We start from the raw sequence: 19,765 nt of genomic DNA, 5'->3' as shown, positions 1-19,765 counted from the left end.
GCTTTCCCGGCGTTCGCCGTCGTGCGCGTGCTAGAACCCCTTGGCCAGGGCGTAGTACATCTCGTTCCAACGCAGTTCGTTCTTGAACGTGTACAGCGTCGTGCTGGTGTCGATGCGAACATACTCGATACCTGCGATGTCCGCGAAGTCGGCCATGTACTCCGCCGTAAGCGACTGGCTGAAGACAGTGTGATGCGCGCCGCCTGCGTAAATCCACGCGGCCGCACCGAGCTTGAGGTCGGGCTGCGGGATCCAGAGCGCGCGAGCAACCGGCAACTTCGGCATCGGTTGGTCGGGAGTCACTACGTCAACATCGTTCACGATAAGCCGGAAGCGGTTACCCATGTCCACCAGCGAAGCGTTGATGGCGGGTCCGGGCGGCGTATCGAAGACCAAGCGTGCCGGGTCGGCCTTTCCGCCGATGCCCAACGGGTGAACCTGAAGACTTGGCTTGCCACCGGCAATCGATGGACAGATTTCGAGCATGTGCGCCCCGAGGACACGCATCCCGGCCGGATCGAGGTGGTACGTGTAGTCCTCCATGAACGAGGTACCGCCGGGCAGGCCGCTGGCCATGACCTTCGATGCGCGCAGCAAGGCCGACGTCTTCCAGTCGCCTTCCGCACCGAACCCGAATCCGTCGTTCATCAGCCGCTGCGCAGGCAGGCCCGGAAGCTGGGCCAGACCGTGCAAGTCCTCAAACGTCGTCGTGAATGCTTTGAAGTGCCCCGTGTCGAGGAACCGGCGCAGCCCGACCTCGATTCGTGCGGCTTCGCGAACGGAGTCGTGGCGTGCGCCGCCGCGCCGCAGATCGGGCGCCACGTCGTACTCGGCTTCATAGGCGTCGATCATCGCATTGATGTCATGTTCGGTGGCAGCGTTCACCTGCGCCACCAGATCCCCAACGCCGTAGCCGTAGACCTGATAGCCGAGCCGCATCTGCGCTTCGACCTTGTCGCCTTCGGTCACTGCGACCGAGCGCATGTTGTCGCCGAACCGGGCGACCCGCATCCCCTGCATGTCCGCCCAAGCGCACGCAACCCGCGACCATACGCCCAGCCGTGCCTGAACTTCCGTGTCGCTCCAGTGACCCACGACAACCTTGCGGTTCATGCGCAGGCGGCTTGCCATGAACCCGAATTCGCGGTCGCCGTGGGCCGCTTGATTCAGGTTCATAAAGTCCATGTCGATGTCTGCCCATGGGATGTCGCGGTTGTACTGCGTGTGCAGGTGCGCCAGCGGCTTCTTCAGAGCCGTCAGCCCGGCGATCCAGTTCTTCGCAGGCGAGAACGTGTGCATCCACGCGACGACTCCCACACACGATGGCGTAGCGTTCGCCTCGAGGCAAATGCCGTGAATCTGTTCCGGCGTCGTGAGCACAGGCTTGAAGACCACGCGGGTCGGGATTGCGGGCGCCGCGTCAAGCGCGGCCGCGATCTCGCGCGAGTGCGCCGCCACCTGCTCGAGCGTTTCCGGCCCGTACAGGTGCTGGCTGCCCGTCAAGAACCAGATTTCATAGGTGCTGAGATCGATCATGATTGCACACACCTTTCAGGATTTACTGCCCGTAGACGTTTTGATACCTGTCGTACAGCTTGTCGATGTCCGATTGCGCGATCGTCAGCGGCGTGCCGATCTGCAGCGCAGTCCAAACGATCGCGGCGTTGTCTTCCGTCATCACAGCCGCCTTGACGGCGCTCTCCGCGCTTGGCCCGGTGGCAAATACGCCATGGCTTTGCAGCAGGCATGAGGGGCTTCGGCTGCCCTTGAGCGTGTCGACCACGACCTGCCCAATTTGCTCGCCGCCGATCAACGCAAAGCCGCCGCACGGGATCGGTCCGCCGAACTCGTCGCTCATCGCGGTCGTCACGCACGGGATTTCGCGCGCCAGCGTGGCGAAGGCGGTTGCATAGCGCGAGTGCGTATGGACGATACCGTTGACTGCCGGCATGTGCCGGTAGATGTAGCAGTGCGAGGCGGTATCGGACGACGCCTTGTAGTCGGATTCGACGATGTTGCCGTCGATGTCGACGACGACCATGTTTTCCGGTGTGAGGTCGGGGAACTTGATGCCGCTGGGCTTGATAACGACAAGGCCGGTCTCCGGGTCGCGCGCGCTGATGTTGCCGCTCGTCCACGCGACGAGATTGTTCTTCGGAAGCTCGGCGTGCAGGTCGCACACGGTACGCCGGAGTTCAGGCAGAAGCATGGCTCACTCTCCCCGTACTTCGTTGCGCAGCTTCTTCAGGCGCTTCATCACGTCGTTGGCTCCGCGCCCGAAGTAGCTGTACAGCGTCTTGTATTCGGCATACAGCCGGTCGTAGATCGCTTGATTTTCGCCAATGGGGCGCACAACGTCGGACTTCAGCTTGCCCATCTTCTCGGCCGCCGCGTGGATATCGGGGTACACGCCTGCCGCAACGGCGGCGTGCATGGCCGAGCCGAGCGCAGGCGATTGTGACGATCCGGCCAGCCGCAGTTCGCGGCCGGTAACGTCGGCGTAGATCTGGCGCAGAAGCGCGTTCTTTTCTGGCAGGCCGCCCGCCGCGACCAGTTCCTTGACTTCGACGCCGCGAGCCTCGAAGGCTTCGATGATTTCGCGCGTGCCGTACGCGGTCGACTCGATCAGCGCACGGTAGATGTCCGGTGCGCGGGTCGCGAGCGTCGCACCAATCAGCAGGCCGCTGAGTTCAGTGTCGACCAGCGTCGAGCGGTTGCCGTTCCACCAGTCGAGCGCGAGCAGGCCGTGTTCGCCGGGCTTCTGCTTGGCGCTCTCGCGTTCAAGGTACTCGTGCAGGTTGAGCCCCGCGGCCTTTGCCGCGTCGTGGTACTCCGGTGGGACCGCATTCTCGACGAACCACGCGAAGATGTCACCGACACCGGACTGCCCAGCCTCGTACCCGTAGAGGCCGTCGATAATGCCGCCGTCGACCACGCCGCACATGCCGTCGACCTCTTGCAGCGAGTCGCCGGACATGATGTGGCAGGTCGATGTCCCCATGATCATGACCATGACGCCGGGCTGGGTCGCCTTGACCGCCGGCGCCGTGACGTGCGCGTCGACGTTGGCGACGGCCACGGCGATCCCGGCAGGAAGCCCGAGCTTCTCCGCCATTTGCGGCGTCAGCGAGCCTGCCTTACCGCCGAGCGGCGCGAACTCGCCGGTCACCTTGGTCGCGATGACATCTCCAAAATCCGGGTGCAGCGCGGCAAAGTATCCCGGCGACGGATAGCGCCCGTCCTGAACCAGCATCTTGTACCCTGCAGTGCACGTGTTGCGGGTCATCACGCCGGTAAGCTGCCAGATTACCCAGTCGGCCGCTTCGATGAACGTGTCGATGGCGCGATAGACTGCCGGCGACTCGTCGAGGATTTGCAGCAGCTTGCTGAAGAACCACTCCGACGAGTACTTGCCGCCGTAGCGCTTGAGCCACGATTCGCCGCGCTCACGCGCGACTGCGTTGATGCGATCGGCCTGCGGCTGTGAGGCGTGATGTTTCCACAGCTTGACGTACGCATGCGGCTCGTCACGGTATGCGTCGAGGAAGCACAGCGGTGTGCCGTCGGCCTTGACGGGCATCGGCGAGCTGGCGGTGAAGTCCACGGCAAGCCCGACGACCTGAGCCGGATCGACTCCGCTCTCCTTCAGCACGGCCGGTATGGTATGCGTGAAAACGTCGAGATAGTCTTGCGGATGCTGGAGCGCCCATTCCGGGCCGAGCCGCTTACCGGACGGTAGCGTCTCGTCCATGACGCCGTGCGGGTAGTCGAAGACCGCCGTGGCGATCTCGCGCCCGTTGCTGACATCCACCAGCAGGGCACGGCCTGAGAGCGTTCCGAAGTCAATGCCTATCGTATACATCGTCCAGTCCTATTCCCGCTGTCCGCCGCGCCGGCAAACGAGTCACCGCTCTTCGAGGAACGTGGCATCCTCTTTCATGCGGTCCGACATCGTATCGCTCACCGGCACCAATGCGACAACCCCAAACTGCTGTCCGACCACAAAACCGGGCCGGTTGTATGACTCTAATGATATCCATTCCGGGTCAGCTAAGCCGGAAATGATGCGCCATGTCGCGTCCTCGGTGAACGTCTCGCTGCCGTCATGCGCGGCAAATACGATCGCGTTGTCCCGGTGTCGCAAGAAGAACCCGGGCAGGCTGATTGACCGGATAGAGACGGCTTCAGGATCGGCCAGTCCTGGCACGACGAAGAACTCCGAGTTGGCGATCGGGTTTGGCGAAATCTGTATCTGTGCGACGCCTGCGGAGTGTCCGAGATACGCTTCGGCATACCCCTTCGCGCGGAAGCGAGAGAGAGAAACGCCGAAGTCCGGCACCGGATCGATCCCGTTGTCACCCGACGGCGCCTCGATGACTTCGGTCGTCGGTACCGGCGTGCCGAATACCGGCAGACCGTCATCGCCCCACGTGAACTTCTGAACTCGCGTCGTCCGGCGATCATCGCAAACACCTTGGACGGAGTCGTTCGCGTGGTAGACGATCCAGTACTCTGTGCCGTCCGGCGACATGAAGAATCCGTTGTGCCCGGGGCCGAACACGCTGTTCTCGTCGGAGCGTTCAAACAGCGGCTCGGGATACTTGACCCACGACTCGGTCTTTAGGGGATCGCCGCCGGTGTATTGCAGGATCCCGAGCTTGTAGTCGGGCGTCACACAGTAGCTGGCCGAATACACGATGAACACGTCGTCGCCGTGATACAGCGCGACGGGCCCCTCGGTGACGTTAGCGCCGGACTTCTCCCAGTCGTATTCCGGCGCGGCAAGCAGTACCCGCGGGCCGGAGATCGTCCACGGGTCGCTCATCGGCGCGATGAACATCGACTGGTTCGGCCCAACCCATGAGGAAAACAGGAAGTATAGGTTTCCGTTTAGCTGAAGGATGCTGCCGTCGATCGCCCACACGTCATTGACCGGATCGAACACCCGCGCCTTGTACGTATACGGCCCCATCGGGTCGGTGCCTTCACTTTCCAGCACGTGAGTACGCTGATTGTCGAGCGTGCCAGACGTCCCGGCGCTGTAGTAGTAGTACCAGCGTGGTCCGTTCGGGCCATCAAGCAGGTGAAACTCGGGTGCCCACATATTACAGCAGCGCGACGGATCGGTTTCGAAATAGATACGGTAAGGGACGGCGGTCTTAAGCCCGGCCAGCGTCTCCGACTTGCTCATGACGAGTTCGGACCGGCCGGTCGTAGTGGCGAGGTAGTAGTAACCCTCGTAGTATTGAATCCACGGGTCCGGCCCGCCGTACGGATTGAGCGGGTTGCGCAGCACGCCGGGTTCGCCCGCATCCTGAGCGTTAGTCACGGTTGCGAGGCTGAAGCATACGCCGAGCAGCGCAAAGGGTGATCAACGTCTTTCTCATGCGTCCCTCCAATCCGGCGCCGGTGATCGCACCTGCTCTTCGCAGGGTCCCAAGCACCGTGCACAATCGATGTCCCGTCTAGAGCCCGCACTCCAACACCGTGAACGACAGCGGTGGCAGTACGAGCTGAGACTGGCCGTCCTGCACCGCCGGCGCCGCAATCGACTTGGTGACGACGACGTCCGGGTTCTCGAACGAGTTGACGGCTTTCGGGTCGGTGCCGGCCAGTTGATACGCACCCTTCACGCTCGACGGCTTGCGGTCCTGCCAGTGAATCGTCAATGGTACATGCTCGCTCAGGCTGCGGTTGACGATGTAGACAGCGTTACTGCCAGTCGCGGCATCGAACGACGAGGATACGTCGAGCAGCGGCATCGCGCCGAACTTCTCCGTCTCATAGGTCGGTGACGTAACGGCGACGTCAAGCGCATCGCCGGACGCGAGACGGTTAAACAGCGCGATCGGGTAATAGGTCGTGTGCTTGAGCAGTGAATCGCGTGTCGTCGTCAGCGGGGAGATCACGTTGACGATCTGCGCAAGGCACGCCACCTTGAGCACGTCCGAGCGGCGAAGGAACACGTTCATCCACTGCGCGACGACGAGTGCGTCCTCGAGGTTGTAGACTTCTTCGCTGAGGTGCGGCGCTTCGGTCCAGCCCCCGTCACCGCTGCGATCCTTGTACCACACATTCCACTCGTCCCATGACAGGTAGACGTCACGCTTCGAGCGACGCTTCGCCTTGACGTAGCGCAGCACGCCGGTGAGGGTATCGACGAAGCTCTCGAATTCCGCGCTGAGCGCCAGATAGCTCAGGGTATCGTCCTCATAGTTGGTGGCGTAGTAGTGCATCGAGTGGTAATCGACGTGGTCGTAGCAGAATTCGAGCGCCACACGGTCCCACTCCGGATAAGTCGGCATGTTCGAATGCGACGATCCGCACAATACGAGCTCAATTGACGGGTCGTGCATGCGCATCATCTTGGCGGCTTCGCGGGCCTTCTGCCCGTACTCCACGGCATCGAGATGCCCGATCTGCCACGGGCCGTCCATCTCGTTGCCGACACACCAGTACTTCACGCCGTACGGGTCGCGATGCCCGTTAGCGGCACGCATGTCAGCGTACTTCGTGCCGACTGGCATATTGCAGTACTCGACCAGATTGGCCGCGTCCTGAATGGTGCCAGTCCCCATATTGACGCCCATCATCGGCTCGGTGTTGATCTGCTTGCAGAACGCCATGAACTCGTCGGTGCCAAACTGGTTGGTCTCGATCGAGCGCCACGCGAGATCGCGGCGTGTGGGCCGCTTGTCGCGCGGGCCGACGCCGTCTTCCCACCGGTAGCCGCTGAGAAAGTTACCACCCGGATAGCGGATCGAGCGATAGTTCATCTCTTTCAGGACGGCGAGCACGTCCTTGCGTAGGCCGTTTGCGTCCGCATGTGGCGACGCGGGATCGTAGATGCCTTCATAGACGCAGCGCCCCATGTGCTCGGCGAACCCGCTGAACAGCAGCGGCGAGATGGCACTGATGACTCTATTGGTGTCGATGTAGACGTGCGACTCGTTTGAATTGGACATTACCCTCTATCCTTCAGCATTGGCAGAACCGGGTATTTGGGTCTGTATTCGGGCAACAACAACCAGAGATCGTAGTCCTGAACTCGACTTCACGGGAGCGCCGTGCGTTCGGGCGCTTTATGTCGAGACGGCGATGCGCTCACCGCCTCGTTCGGTGACCTTTTGGCCGTACTATCTATCGCCCGGCCATACCGGTCAGCATCACACCGCGGATAATTCGACGTTGGAACAATACGTACACGATCAGGATCGGAATGGTGGACAGGACCGCTCCTGACAGCACCATCGGCCGGTACTGACCTGCATACGAGGAGTTCAAGATCGTCAAGCCAACCGGTAATGTGCGCGTTTCAAGACTGTTGGTGACGATGAACGGCCAGAACAGGTCGTTGTAGTGACCCAGGAAGATGAAGATCGACAGCGCGACAAGTGCATTCGTCGACAGCGGCAGCACGACATGCCAGAAGCGCCCAAAGTAGCTCGCGCCGTCCAGCACCGCCGCTTCTTCAAGCTCGGTCGGGATCGACATGAAGAACTGGCGCAGCAGGAACACGCCGAACACGTTGGCCGCGCCCGGGAAGATCAGGGCGTTAAACGTGTCCAGCCACTTCAAGTCGCGCATCAATAGATAGTTCGGGATCAGCGTCACCTGCGACGGAATCATGATGGTGATGAGCAGGATCGCAAACAGGATATTGTTGCCCGGGAAGCGCAGGCGCGCGAATGCATACGCGGCGGGTGCGCACAGCACGAGCACCGCGACCGTATAGCCCGTCGCCGCAAGCAAGCTGTTGCGCAGCCATACGTCGATGCGCAGGTCCTGCTGGGTGAGCACCTGACGCATATTATCGAGCGTTGGGTTGGCCGGGATAATCTGTGGCGGCCAGCGGTTGACCTCGGCATTCGTCATGAGCGATTGCGAGATCGCGATGAGCAGCGGCATCATCACGAAGATCGACATCACGATCAACCACGTGTACGCAGGGAGATTTCTTAGTCGGTGTCCCATGATCTCCTCCTAGTACTCCACGCGCCGGCCGATGAAGAAGAACTGGATGGCCGTAACAGTTGCGATGATCAGGGCAAGGACGACGGCGATCGCCGCACCGTAGCCCATGCGGAACGCCGTCCACGCAATCTGATACAAGTAGTAGATAACCGTATAGGATTCGCGACCCGGACCACCGGTCGTCATGATGAAGGGCTGACCGTAAACCTGAAAGTGCGCGATAACGCCTGTTACCGTGACGAAGAGGATTGTCGGGCGAAGCAGCGGCAGCGTGATCCGAAAGAAGACCTGACGCCCGTTAGCGCCGTCAATCCGAGCGGCTTCATACAGTGTTTCAGGTATCCCTTGTAGGCCTGCAATGAATATCAGCATGGGGAACCCAAACGTCCACCACACCGTTGTTAGGCTCAACGATGGCACGACTAGATTCGGATCGCTGAGCCAACCAATCGGCCTCACACCGAGGAAACTCAGGAAGTAGTTGAGTACGCCGTACTGGGTATTTAGCAGCCACACCCAGATCAGCCCAACGGCGCCGACCGAGAATAGGCTCGGCATGTACAGAAGGACACGGAAGAAACCTTGACCTTTGATGGGCTGCGTTACGGCAACTGCACTGATCAGGGCGACAACTGAAGTGCCAGCCACTGTCATCAACGTGAATATGATGGTCTGTTCAAGGGACTGCCACCAGATGTCGTCGTTGAACAGCTCAAGGTAATTGTCGAAACCAATGTATGGACGCGCGGGCCGCAAGATTTGGTATTCGTAGAAGCTGATCTGAACGGCGTTGATAACAGCACGAACCGTGAAGACCGCAAAGAAGGCCAAGAAGGGCAGCAGGAAGAGATATGCAGCAATTGCCTCCCGCCTCTTCAAGCTAACAGTAAACCGAGGTTTGGGCCTATTTACATCTGGCAGCCCAGCTGTCATTGATGTCATGTCAAACTGGTCCTCTACAAGAAAACGGCCTATTCAACCTGTCGAGACAGGCATGTGGTACGACTGTAGTATATCGAACCAGCACCCGACGCGGCGATCAGGATTACGTGGCCTTCCCATCCGGGTGGTGGGGGTAGATCGCTTACATCTACCGCCCACCACCTTCATGATCGTTAGGCGGATCCGGCAGGTACTACAGCCGGTTTCACACCCATCGTGCCACTACTAGAACGCGCGGTCGAGAGCCTGCTGCATCCGCTCGGCGGCATCATTGAGTGCCTGTTCCGGCGTCTTCAGGTTGTCGAGTGCGGCGCCAAGTTCGGGCTCAAGGATGGCGTACATTTCCTGAACCACCGTGCTCTTCGGATCCTGGACTCCGTACTCAGAGAACCCCTGGCCGAGCAAGATGTTGGAGGGGTAGTTCACAGGATCGAGCGCAGCCTGTGCCGACAGGCGGGCAGGCACCTGACCGGACGCGGCCCACTCGACCTGATGGTCGCTGATCCAACGGAGGATCGTCTCAACGGCTTCGCGCTTCTCGCCGGAGCTGCCGACCGGCAGCATGAACACGTGCTGACCGAACCACGTGCCCTTCTCAGGACCCCACTGCACCTGCGGCCACGCCATCCACTCGAACTCGGCCGATGTCGTCGCATGGTTCACAAACCACGTGCCGGTCGGGATGACTGCCAGCGTCTGGCCCGGGAACATCTGCCAAGAATCGAAACCCGCGGGCGGTGCCGCGACATTGTACTTGTAGATCAGGTCGTAGGTCTGCTGAAGTGCGGTAACACCGGCCTCCGAATTGACGACGACCTGCGTGCCGTCTTCGTTCAGGATGCTGCCGCCGTGCTGGGCGAGGACCGATTGGAAGTTCACGCGCGGCCATTCACCCGTGGCGTAACCGTAAACTGCAATGTTCTCAGGGTCGAAGTCCGGCGACAGGGCGTTGTTGCCGTTGACGTCGATGGTCAGCTTCTGGAACAGCTCGACCCAGCCTTCGTAAGTCGTCGGGGCTGTCGCCGGATCGGTATCAATGCCTGCGGCCTCGAACATTTCCTTGTTGATCCACAGGCCGCGGCCGTGATTGTCAAGCGGAATGCCGTAGATCGCGCCGTTGTAGGTCAAGCCGTCAAGTGTCGGGCCAGAGATGTCGTCGGTCGGGAACCAACCGCCGTTAGCCGTGTACCAGCTGCTCAGGTCCTCAAGCACGCCGTAGCCGGCGAATTGCGGGATTTCCGACGCGTGCATCAGCATCAGATCGGGCGGATTGCCAGCGACAAACGCTGCCTGCGTCTTGGTGTACATCGTTGCCCACGGAATGATCTCGTGGGTAATGGCGTATTCAGGGTTCTCGGCGCTGAACTCTGCGAGCATCGCGTTTAGGGTCGTGCCGTCCGAACCGGTCAGACCGCTCCAGAAGGAAACCTTGATCGAGCCACTACCGAGCTCGGCAACGATTGGGGTCGGTTCAGGCGCCGGATCCTGCGCGCCGACCATGGGGACGGACAGAACGAGTGCGGCAAGCAGCAGCACGGTTACGGAAACGATTAACGACAGACGTTTGTTCATCTTTCTGCTCCTCAAATCTTCGAACCTCAGGGCTCATGGGTTGGATCGATTGTGCAGTATTTAGGTCTTGTGTCGGACGGTCGCGCGCTGTTTGAGCGCGAGCATCACTTGCGATCCGCGACAGCGATGTCAGTCCGAACGCACCTCCTCTCCTAGACACTCAACTAACTTGGTCCGCCATGATGGTGATAGGGCGTTGGATGCGTGGCGGCACCAGTACCGACCGGACAATCGAGTGCATGAAATCGTATGCACGACCACAAATTAGAACGCGCCCATGACTGTCTGTCAAGACACCCAATGCGAACGTTCACAAGTCGTATGGCACGTCGCGTGCGAGCTATGTTAAGCGACCCGGCCAATCAACGCCCGCCCTATTCAGTCGGTCCATTTGATCTGCGGTGAGGTCAACATCCAGTGCGCCGATGTTCTCAGCGAGCTGCTCGCTGCTGCTGGCGGCGATGAGCGGGATGACCGAGCGGTTCATCATCCACTTCAGGATGACTTGATTGACGGTTGCACCGGTCTCCGCCGCCACCGCCGCGAGCGTTTCCAGCCGCCTGCCGTTATCGGGCGTCTGAAGTTCCTTGCGGAAGCCGCGCTCGGGGCGCGTATACGCGCCCGATTGCAGCACGCTGTAGGCCAGCAACGTAAGCCCGCTGTTAGCGACATAGTCGAGCAAGTCGTCGTTCGCCATCTCCTGCGGGGCGACGTTCATGCCGCCGCGAAGCTTCAGGAAGGTGTAGTGCTGCTGGACGCAGCAGAACTTGGCCCACCCGCGCGTTTCGCTGATCCAACGCGCTTGCTCGAGTCGCCACGCCAAGTAGTTGCTCGCGCCGATAAAGCGCACTTTGCCGGCGTCGACCAGCCGATTCATCGCTTCGAGCGACTCCTCTAGCGGGGTCGTCCGATCATCGACGTGGGCATAGTACAGGTCGATGGTGTCGACTTGCAGCCGCCTCAGGCTCTTGTCGCACTCCTGCTGGATGTCACTTGCGCGCAGACGTTTAGGGACGTCACCGTAGCCGAAGCCGACTTTCGAAGCAAGGAATATGCGGTCTCGGTTGCCTCGCGCCTTCATCCACGCGCCCAACAGCGTTTCGCTCTCTCCGCCGCGGAACCCTTCAACCCAGTGCGAATAGATGTTGGCGGTATCGATAAAACTGCCGCCGGCATCGACATATTGATCGAGCAGGCGGTGCGACGTGGCCTCGTCGTTTCTCGAGCCGAAGTACATCGCGCCGAGGCATAGGCTGCTGACCTGTATGCCGGTCTGTCCAAGTTGCTGAAATTTCATGACTCTTGCTCCAATATCCAATGACGTCGCGATCCAGCGCGTGCGATAGCACTACGACTCGCGCAGCCAAACGCGCATCTCACCGGGCTCGCGGTTCGCCCACATGAAGTACGGCACCGCCTTGAACTCGAACGGCACTGCCACGAGGCTCATCTCCGGCAGCGGGCGATATAGGTCGTCGGCCCACTCCTGCGGCTCGACGCGATGCGCAGAGCCTCGAACCACTACGGCGCCGCCCATCAGCGTTCGATCGAACTCCGCCGTCAGCGCCGCATCGCGGGCCAGAGTCACGTTCGCTAGCCGCGGCCCGTTATCGACCTGTTCGAGGCAGTAAACGATTGGCCCGCGTTGGAGCGCGATCTGTCCTGCGTTCTGGCGGATCATCGGGTGTGGCGCAATGCGTTCCACCGGCATCTGCAGTGTCAACGTTACGACGTCGCCGTCGTGCCACTCGCGGTCGACGTGGGCATAGCCGCGTTCCACTGTGGCCGAGACTCCGTTGCCGTTCACCGCAAGCGAGAACTGCGAGCACCAACCCGGAATGCGTAGCGCCATGTCGAACCGTTGGGTGCTGTCCGTCCGAACCGTGATGTTCACGGTGCCGTCCCACGGATACTGCGTCTGCTGGATCAAGCGAACCGCGCGCCCACCTAGATCGACATCGGCAATGCTGTCGTTATACAGGTGGACATACACGCGGCCCGGCGCGGCCGAGACCATGTATTCGCCGATACTGGCAACAAGCCGTGCAACATTGGGCGGACAGCACGGGCAGAAGTACCACTCCTGCCGCTCGTAGTGCTCGTCGGTCGCAATGCCGCTCAGGTGCTCGTAGGGATTCACGTACGGATACGACGCAAGCGGGTTGGCGTAGAAAAAGTGATCGCCGCTGTGTGATACGCCGCTCAGGACGTTGTTGTACAGCGCACGTTCCATCACGTCGATATAGCGACCGTCCGGATCGATATGGAACATCCGATGCGCCCAGAATGCGAGCGAAATCGCTGCGCATGTCTCGGCGTAGGCGGTTTCATTCGGAAGGTCGTACGCAAAGGTGAAACCCTCGTTGGAATGCGCCGGGCCGAGGCCGCCTGTAATGTACATCTGGTGGGTCGTCAGGTCGTCCCAGAGCCGTCTGGACAGATCGAGCAGTTCGGTATCATTCGTCTCGCGGGCGATGTCGGCCACGCCTGCATACAGATAGCATGCGCGCACGGCATGACCGGTCGCCTCGGTCTGCTCTCGCAGTGGCAGATGCGCCTGACAGTACCGGTAATTCTTAAACCAGAAGTCGGCGGGGTCTTCTCCGCGCTCCTTGGCCTCAAGGTCGAAATAGTGCGGTTGCTGTCCGCGTTCATCGATAAAGTACTTGGCGAGGTTCAGATACTTCATCTCGCCGGTCGCGCGATACAGCTTGACGAGCGCCAGCTCCAGCTCGGGATGGCCGGGATAGCCATGCTTCTGGCCTTCGCGCGGGCCGAACATCGACTCGATGTGGTCTGCGTAACGCTGCAGCACGTCGAGGATCTTGCGCTTTCCGGTCGCCTCATAGTAGGCGATCGCCCCTTCGATGAGATGGCCGGCGTTGTACATCTCATGCCAGTCGCGCAGGTTCTTCCACCGATTCTCCGGTTCGAGAATCGGGAAGTACGTATTCAGGTAGCCGTCGGAGAGCTGTGCCTCGGCAATCATGTCAATCACCCGATCGGCCAAAGCTTCAAGTTCGGGATCGGGGTGCGTGGCGAGGCTGTAGCCCACGGCTTCGAGCCACTTTGCCGTGTCCGAGTCGAAAAACATGTAAATGACGCTGCGTTTCTTGGGGCGCTCCCGGTTGGGATCCATGCGCCACGCGTCAATGCGCCCGGTCTTCTCAAGCTGGTGATAGACTGCCGGAATCGTGCTGCTGCGGTTCACGGTCTGGCGTTCCTGCCAAAGACCGCCCGTCACTTGTACTTTGCGTAAATCAACAGGAACCGGTGACTCAACGTTAACGGATGCCATGGTCTGGATTCCTTGCTGCGTATCTATTTGACTGTCAACTTTACCCGCGCCACGTGCACTCCAACAAACGTCAAAATGCTACAATACCAGTACGATTCCGACTTCCGGAGCCTTCCTCATGAGTCCGCATACGCTGCATGTCTGGATGGAAAGCCCTATCAAGGTGCAGAACGCCGGGCTGTTCATCTCCCGAGGGGATGCCATGCACCCGACCCGCACAATCGACTCGCACGAGTTGATCCTCGTCGTGCAGGGCGAACTGGATATGTGGGAGGGAGATCAGGTCTTTCATCTCGTGGCGGGAAGCACACTTCACTTGTGGCCGGGCCGAACACACGGCAGCACCAAACCGATGCCGCCCGATCTGCGCTTCTACTGGATCCACTTCGACGTGCCGGAGGGCCGCCCGGAGCGCGCCCGTCGCGAGGTCGATCGCCGCTCTGCGGTTGACGTTCCGCAGCACTCGCACATGCCCCGCCCTGACGCGCTTGAGCGCCTCTTTCGGTTCTTCCTGACAGAGCAGGAAACCGGAATTCTGCGGCCGTCGTCCGCCAACATGCTGATGCTTCTGATGCTGTTTGAAGTCGGTCAACAGGCGCTCGAAACCGCCGAGACCGCCACAACCAACGCCGTGGCAACATGGGCGCACAACTACATTCGAATGAACTTCGACCGTGGTATCACCGCCGGCAAGGTCGCCGAAGCGCTCGGCTACAACCTCGACTATCTCGGCCGCATCTTCCGCGAGACGTATCACTGCACGCTGACCGAAGCCATCCACCGCAGGCGGATACAGAAGGCATGCGAGTATCTGCTCAACAGCGAATTGACCATCAGTCAAATCGCCGGGCGATGCGGCTTTCGCAATCCCGACTACTTCCGGCGAATCTTCCGCAGCGCAATGCAGGTCACACCGGGCGAGTACCGTCAGGAGAACTTGCGGGTCCACATCATCACCCACTGACTGCCGCCAAGCGTCAATCAAACTGGTGTGGCAGTCTTTGCAGCACGCGCTATCATCATCGATGAAATCGTATGCAGGTCCGTTGTTGAGCAAGAAATTGCGAAAGAGGCGTTTAGATGGACATTCCCCGTTCCGAGTATCCTCGCCCACAGCTCGTGCGCAATCAGTGGCTCTGCCTTAACGGCACGTGGCATTTCGCCTTCGATGACGACAACCGCGGCCTCGCCGATAAGTGGTACACCGGTGCGGCGTTCGATCAGCAGATCCTTGTTCCGTTTACGTTTCAGTCTCCGCTCAGCGGCATCGGCACCAATGACTTCCACGATGTCGTCTGGTATCAGCGCGCCTTCGAGGTGCCGAACTCTTGGGCAGGCAAGCGCGTCCTACTGCACTTCGGCGCGGTCGACTACCGCGCATGGGTGTGGGTCAACGGCACGTTTGCCGTCTTCCACGAGGGTGGGCACACGCCGTTTTCGGTGGATGTCACCGACCTGCTAAAGCCCACGGGCAACTCGTTGGTGCTGCGCGTCGAAGACGTATCGACCGACGTATATCAGCCGCGCGGCAAACAGTATTGGATGCGCGACTCGGCGGCGATCTTCTACACGCGCACGACGGGAATCTGGCAGCCGGTGTGGCTTGAGCCGGTCGGCCCGACGTATGTCAAGTCGCTCAAAATCACGCCGGACGTCGATGCGCGCTCAGCGACGTTCGAGTACGTCCTCGGAGGCGCAGTCCCGACCGAGATCGAGGTCGAGGCGTCCGTGACGTATCGCGGAGCGCCGGTTGTCAGTGGGACCATCCAGCCGGAATCGGTGATGCGATCGGTGTCTCAGGTCGTGAAGTTTGGCCGCGATATGGCCGTCTGGTCGCCGGAACATCCAAACCTGTACGATTTGGCGGTGACAGTCAAAGCCGGCGGCAGTGTCGTCGACACGTTCACATCCTACTTCGGCATGCGCAAGATCAGCATCGAGCGCGGTCAAGTACGGCTCAACAACCATCCGTACACGATGAAGCTGGTGCTCGATCAGGGCTACCACCCCGAAGGAATTCTGACGTTCCCAGCCGACGACGACTTCAAGAAGGATATTGAACTCACACAGCGGCTTGGCTTCAACGGCGCGCGCAAGCATCAGAAAGTCGAGGACCCACGCTATCTGTACTGGGCCGACCGGATGGGCTTGCTGGTGTGGGGCGAAATGGCTAATGCCTACGCCTACTCCGATGAGTACGTCAAGCGCATCACGTCAGAGTGGCAAGAAGCCGTCGATCGCGACTACAACCACCCGTGCATCGTGGCGTGGGTGCCGGTTAACGAAAGCTGGGGAGTACCGGACCTCAACGGCGACCCGAAGCAGATCAGCCACCTGAACGGGATGTATCACCTCACACGCTCGCTCGACCGGACGCGGCTCGTGGTGTCGAACGATGGTTGGGAACACGCGACGACGGATCTGCTGACGATCCATGACTACGAAAGCAGTGGCGAGGTATTGACCGAACGTTACGCGACCCTCGCCAGTACGCTCGCCGCACGGCCAGCTAAACGCGATCTCTACGTACGTGGGGTCGAGCATGCCGGTCAGCCGATCTTGTTGACGGAGTTTGGCGGCGTCGCGTACAAGAAGTCCGCGCAAGAAGGCTGGGGCTATTCGACAGCCGGCGACGAAGCCGACTTCATCGACCGGTTGGCGGCAATCATGACTGCGGTCTACAAGTCGCCCGTGCTGCAGGGTTTCTGCTACACACAGCTCACCGACGTCGAGCAGGAGATCAACGGCCTGCTGACGTACGATCGCCAGCCGAAAGCGCCGCTGGAGACGATCGCGCGCCTGATCAGCGGTCAGGCGTAGACAAGCACCTCAAGCGGGCCACGGAGATGCAGCCGTGGCCCGTGTATTTTGATAGCGTCCGGCTTCAGGCCGCGGCGTTTTAGGCTGCGCGAACTTGCAGCCGTTCGGCGGTGCGCCCAAGCGCGAAGATCGCCGCTGCGGTCATCGCGCACAAGACGAGCAAATCGAGCGCGATGTCGCCCAAGCCTGCCCCACCCTGACTGATGTCCAGCACAGGCTGCATGATGTAGTATGTCGGGAACAGCCGCGCGATCCACTGCGGAATAGCTTCCGGGAACAGCGCGACGATTGCCGGCGCGTAAATAAGAATGCCAGTGCTCTTCATCAGAGCGAAAAGCGTTTGGATGTCCTTGACGCGCGAGCCGACGAAGATCCCGAAGGCCGCCGCAAACATGCCGCTGATCGTCAGCAAAAGCACGAGTAGAATCGGCTGCGGGCCCCACCCACCGTTTAGCGTGAGGATCGCAAATCCGGAGAAGATTGACAGCGCAACACCCATCAACCCCTTGGCGGCGAACACCTCAGCCATCGACATTGGAGTCGTTGTGACCGCCGAAAGCGTGCGCTTCAGACGCTCTTCGATCATCGATGTCGCCGGAACCATCATGCCGCCGAATACGACCGCCATGAGCACCAGCAGCGGGAGCAGTCGCTGCTGCCAAGAGACTTCGGCCCGGTCGCCCACGAGTACGATGTCGACCGTAATCGGCGTCTCGCGCCCGCTGATCTCCAGCGCGCTGTCGGCGACGGCCGCGCTGATGATCGCGCGGTTGCGCACGAGACTCTGGCCCCAGACGAAGAACGTGATCTCGGTGCGTTCGCCTGAGCGCAGGGCCGCATCGAAACCATCTGCCAGCACCAGCCCGACCTCAGCGCCGCCAGTCTCGAGCGCAGCTGTCAGATCGGCCTCCGAGTCGTACGATTGAACCGCGAGGAAGTCTGCGGCAGCAAGCAATGCGGCCAACTCGGAATCGCCCATGTCGACGATTCCCAGCTTAGGCTTCTCGGAGAACAGCGTGCCGAACAACAGGCCGACCACGAGCGACACGACCAGCGGCATCACGACGGCAAACACGAAGATGAAGTTCTTCGACCCGTACCGAAGGTCCTTCATAAACAACACGCCTACACGACGAAAGCTCATCGTATCCTCCTGCCCATAACGGCCACACCCGCGGCCATTAGGGCAATCCCCATGACCAACAGCACGGCCAAGTTGCTCGCCACGGCACCCCACGAGGCGCCGAAATTGACGACCTGATGGATGGTATCGAACATGTAATAGGACGGGATGATCTGCACCCAGCCCGTAACCGTCCCCGGGAACACGACGCCGTAGGACGGAATCACCATGATGATGACGGCGAGGATGCCCCATGCCATAACGCTCATCATGCTGCGGCTCACCGACGCGATCAGAAAACCGAGACCGGTCACGACAAGGCTCCCCAACAGCAGTGTCGTCAGGATCAGCAGCGGTTCCCAGCCCAAACTGCCGGTCAATCCCATCAACAGCGCGGCCTGCACGAACGCCAGAACCACGCCGAAGATCGCTTTGCTCGAGAACATCCCGACCAGCGTGACCGGCGTGACCAGCACGGCTTGAAACGTCCCGTGCTCGACCTCGTCCGAAATCAGGCTACCCAGTCCCATCGTCTCCATGACCAGCAGCCAGATCGCCATCAGCGGCAGCAAACGATTGCGAATCGCGAGTTGATCGCCGGTCCGGTCCGGTCCGACGATCTGCTCGACGAATTCCAACTGCAGCGGGTCGCCGGCTACGGTGTAGCTGAGTTCGTTGAACGCGAGACGCAGAACGGTGCGCATCGCGTTGACGATTTCACGCGGCGCGTCTGATGCGAAATAGACGGTCAATGTGGACGGCCGGCCCAAGAGAATGCTGCCGACGACATCCTCGGGCAGCGCAACGCCGGCCACGTATTCGTTGTTGACGACCGCTTCTTGCAGCGCGGCGTCCGATTCCATCGGCACGATCGTAATGTCGTTGCCGGTCAACACCTCAAGCACCGTGTCGGGGATCGAAGGGGCGTACACGGCCAGCGTAAGCGACTCGTCAACTGTTGAAGGCAGCAGATGAAAGGCCGCGATGTAGAGGATCACGCCCGCGATCGTGATAAAGGCGAAGAATCGATTGCGAAAGTATAGCTTCAGATCCTTCATCATCAGGGTGCCCAGAATGCGAGCGTTCATCCCGCGAGCCTCCGTCCAGTGATCTGGATGAAGATGTCTTCGAGTGTCGCTTCCTCGCTGTGGACGGTCACGACCTTTTCGCTTTCGAACAACTGCTTGAGTGCAATGCCGGTCTCGGCGCTGTCGAGCGTGACTTCACGCACGTCTATGCCGCCGTCGGCAGTCTCTACCTCTACCTTCAGCAGGCGCTTGCCGTACTTCTGTTTCAACTTGTGCGGCGTGTCGAGGGCCACGATCTCACCCTGATTGATGAAGGCAACCCGATCGCTGAGTATGTCGGCCTCGTGCATATCATGGGTGGTCAAGAACACGGTCGCGCCATTAGCACGCGCTTCGCGGATCAGGTCGCGGATCGCCTCCGACGATACCGGATCGAGGCCTTCGGTCGGCTCGTCGAGGAACAGAATGCGCGGCTTGTTTACCATCGCCCGTGCCACCATCAGGCGCTGCTTCATGCCCTTCGAAAACCCTTCGACTCTCTCTTTGCCGCGCGTACCGAGTCCGACCCGATCCAACAGGTCGTTCACATCGGCGTTGACGCCGTAAAGGCGCGCAAACAAGGCGAGGTTCTCGATCGCGCTCATCTGCGGATACAGGTTGGTCGTCTCGAACGACACGCCGATGTGCTGCTGCACCTTGTTCGGCTCTTTAGCGATGTCCATGCCAAGAAGTGTGGCCTTGCCTGCTTTGGGCCGGATCTGGCCCGTCAGCATCTTGATGGTGGTCGACTTTCCCGCACCGTTGGGGCCGAGGTATGCGAAGATCTCCCCCTCCCCCACCTCGAAATTGATGTGGTTTACGGCCGTCAGGTCACCGTACGCGTAAGTCAGGTCTTGGGCAACAATGCTGTGATTGACCATGTCTATATACCCTGTTCGCAAAACCAGAGGATGCTGCGGTCCGGCGCAACGATCCAGATTCCATTGTAGTCCTGTCTGCGCGTACGGG

The 19,765-nt window shown here is 60.5% G+C and carries 14 protein-coding genes and 1 pseudogene; 2 read left to right on the top strand and 13 right to left on the bottom strand.

Annotation, left to right across the window (positions count from 1 at the left end; all coding sequences use genetic code 11):
* Positions 1 to 30: 30 nt before the first annotated feature.
* From araA to IPM16_04020, 10 genes and pseudogenes are all read right to left on the bottom strand, one after another.
* Positions 31 to 1,536 (bottom strand): L-arabinose isomerase, encoded by a 1,506-nt coding sequence (gene araA, locus IPM16_04065; GenBank protein ID MBK9122285.1) that lies wholly within the window; start codon positions 1,534 to 1,536, stop codon positions 31 to 33.
* 22 nt (positions 1,537 to 1,558) lie between these two features.
* Positions 1,559 to 2,209, bottom strand: coding sequence for an L-ribulose-5-phosphate 4-epimerase (locus IPM16_04060; GenBank protein MBK9122284.1), 651 nt, complete (start codon positions 2,207 to 2,209; stop codon positions 1,559 to 1,561).
* A gap of 3 nt (positions 2,210 to 2,212) precedes the next feature.
* Positions 2,213 to 3,862 carry a ribulokinase gene (gene araB, locus IPM16_04055; GenBank protein MBK9122283.1) on the bottom strand — a complete coding sequence of 550 codons (1,650 nt, stop codon included), beginning with the start codon at positions 3,860 to 3,862 and terminating at the stop codon, positions 2,213 to 2,215.
* Positions 3,863 to 4,387: 525 nt separating this feature from the next.
* A pseudogene (locus tag IPM16_04050) lies at positions 4,388 to 5,359 on the bottom strand (glycoside hydrolase family 43 protein).
* A gap of 106 nt (positions 5,360 to 5,465) precedes the next feature.
* Entirely contained in the window at positions 5,466 to 6,965 is a 1,500-nt protein-coding gene (locus IPM16_04045; protein MBK9122282.1) for an alpha-N-arabinofuranosidase, read from the bottom strand.
* 175 nt (positions 6,966 to 7,140) lie between these two features.
* Positions 7,141 to 7,974, bottom strand: a complete 834-nt coding sequence (locus IPM16_04040; GenBank protein MBK9122281.1) for a carbohydrate ABC transporter permease — start codon at positions 7,972 to 7,974, stop codon at positions 7,141 to 7,143.
* Between the two features lie 9 nt (positions 7,975 to 7,983).
* A complete protein-coding gene (locus IPM16_04035; GenBank protein MBK9122280.1) occupies positions 7,984 to 8,853 on the bottom strand; it encodes a sugar ABC transporter permease in 870 nt (289 codons plus the stop codon).
* A gap of 288 nt (positions 8,854 to 9,141) precedes the next feature.
* Complete coding sequence (locus IPM16_04030; GenBank protein MBK9122279.1) at positions 9,142 to 10,488, bottom strand: ABC transporter substrate-binding protein; 1,347 nt, start codon at positions 10,486 to 10,488, stop codon at positions 9,142 to 9,144.
* Between the two features lie 340 nt (positions 10,489 to 10,828).
* A complete protein-coding gene (locus IPM16_04025) occupies positions 10,829 to 11,785 on the bottom strand; it encodes an aldo/keto reductase (protein MBK9122278.1) in 957 nt (318 codons plus the stop codon).
* A gap of 51 nt (positions 11,786 to 11,836) precedes the next feature.
* Positions 11,837 to 13,786 (bottom strand): glycoside hydrolase family 127 protein, encoded by a 1,950-nt coding sequence (locus tag IPM16_04020; protein MBK9122277.1) that lies wholly within the window; start codon positions 13,784 to 13,786, stop codon positions 11,837 to 11,839.
* Positions 13,787 to 13,904: 118 nt separating this feature from the next.
* Between IPM16_04020 and IPM16_04015 the strand changes: the two genes are divergently transcribed.
* The gene (locus IPM16_04015; GenBank protein MBK9122276.1) at positions 13,905 to 14,750 is read left to right on the top strand and encodes a helix-turn-helix transcriptional regulator; all 846 of its coding nucleotides are present in this window, start codon (positions 13,905 to 13,907) and stop codon (positions 14,748 to 14,750) included.
* 116 nt (positions 14,751 to 14,866) lie between these two features.
* Positions 14,867 to 16,606 carry a glycoside hydrolase family 2 gene (locus tag IPM16_04010; GenBank protein MBK9122275.1) on the top strand — a complete coding sequence of 580 codons (1,740 nt, stop codon included), beginning with the start codon at positions 14,867 to 14,869 and terminating at the stop codon, positions 16,604 to 16,606.
* Positions 16,607 to 16,685: 79 nt separating this feature from the next.
* Here the strand turns inward: IPM16_04010 and IPM16_04005 are convergent, their stop codons facing one another.
* Genes IPM16_04005 through IPM16_03995 form a run of 3 tightly spaced genes read right to left on the bottom strand, consistent with a single transcriptional unit; the run spans position 16,686 to position 19,677 of the window.
* Complete coding sequence (locus IPM16_04005; protein ID MBK9122274.1) at positions 16,686 to 17,750, bottom strand: ABC transporter permease; 1,065 nt, start codon at positions 17,748 to 17,750, stop codon at positions 16,686 to 16,688.
* Positions 17,747 to 18,817, bottom strand: a complete 1,071-nt coding sequence (locus IPM16_04000; protein MBK9122273.1) for an ABC transporter permease — start codon at positions 18,815 to 18,817, stop codon at positions 17,747 to 17,749. Before IPM16_04000 ends, IPM16_04005 begins: the two co-directional genes overlap by 4 nt.
* Positions 18,814 to 19,677: an ABC transporter ATP-binding protein gene (locus IPM16_03995; GenBank protein ID MBK9122272.1), complete on the bottom strand. Its 864-nt coding sequence runs from the start codon at positions 19,675 to 19,677 to the stop codon at positions 18,814 to 18,816. Before IPM16_03995 ends, IPM16_04000 begins: the two co-directional genes overlap by 4 nt.
* Positions 19,678 to 19,765 lie beyond the last annotated feature (88 nt).

The sequence above is a fragment of the Candidatus Flexicrinis affinis genome (assembly GCA_016716525.1).
GTDB classification, from domain to species: Bacteria; Chloroflexota; Anaerolineae; order Aggregatilineales; family Phototrophicaceae; genus Flexicrinis; species Flexicrinis affinis.
Note: the sequence above shows the minus strand (reverse complement) of the source record. Positions and strands in the feature narration are given on the sequence as shown.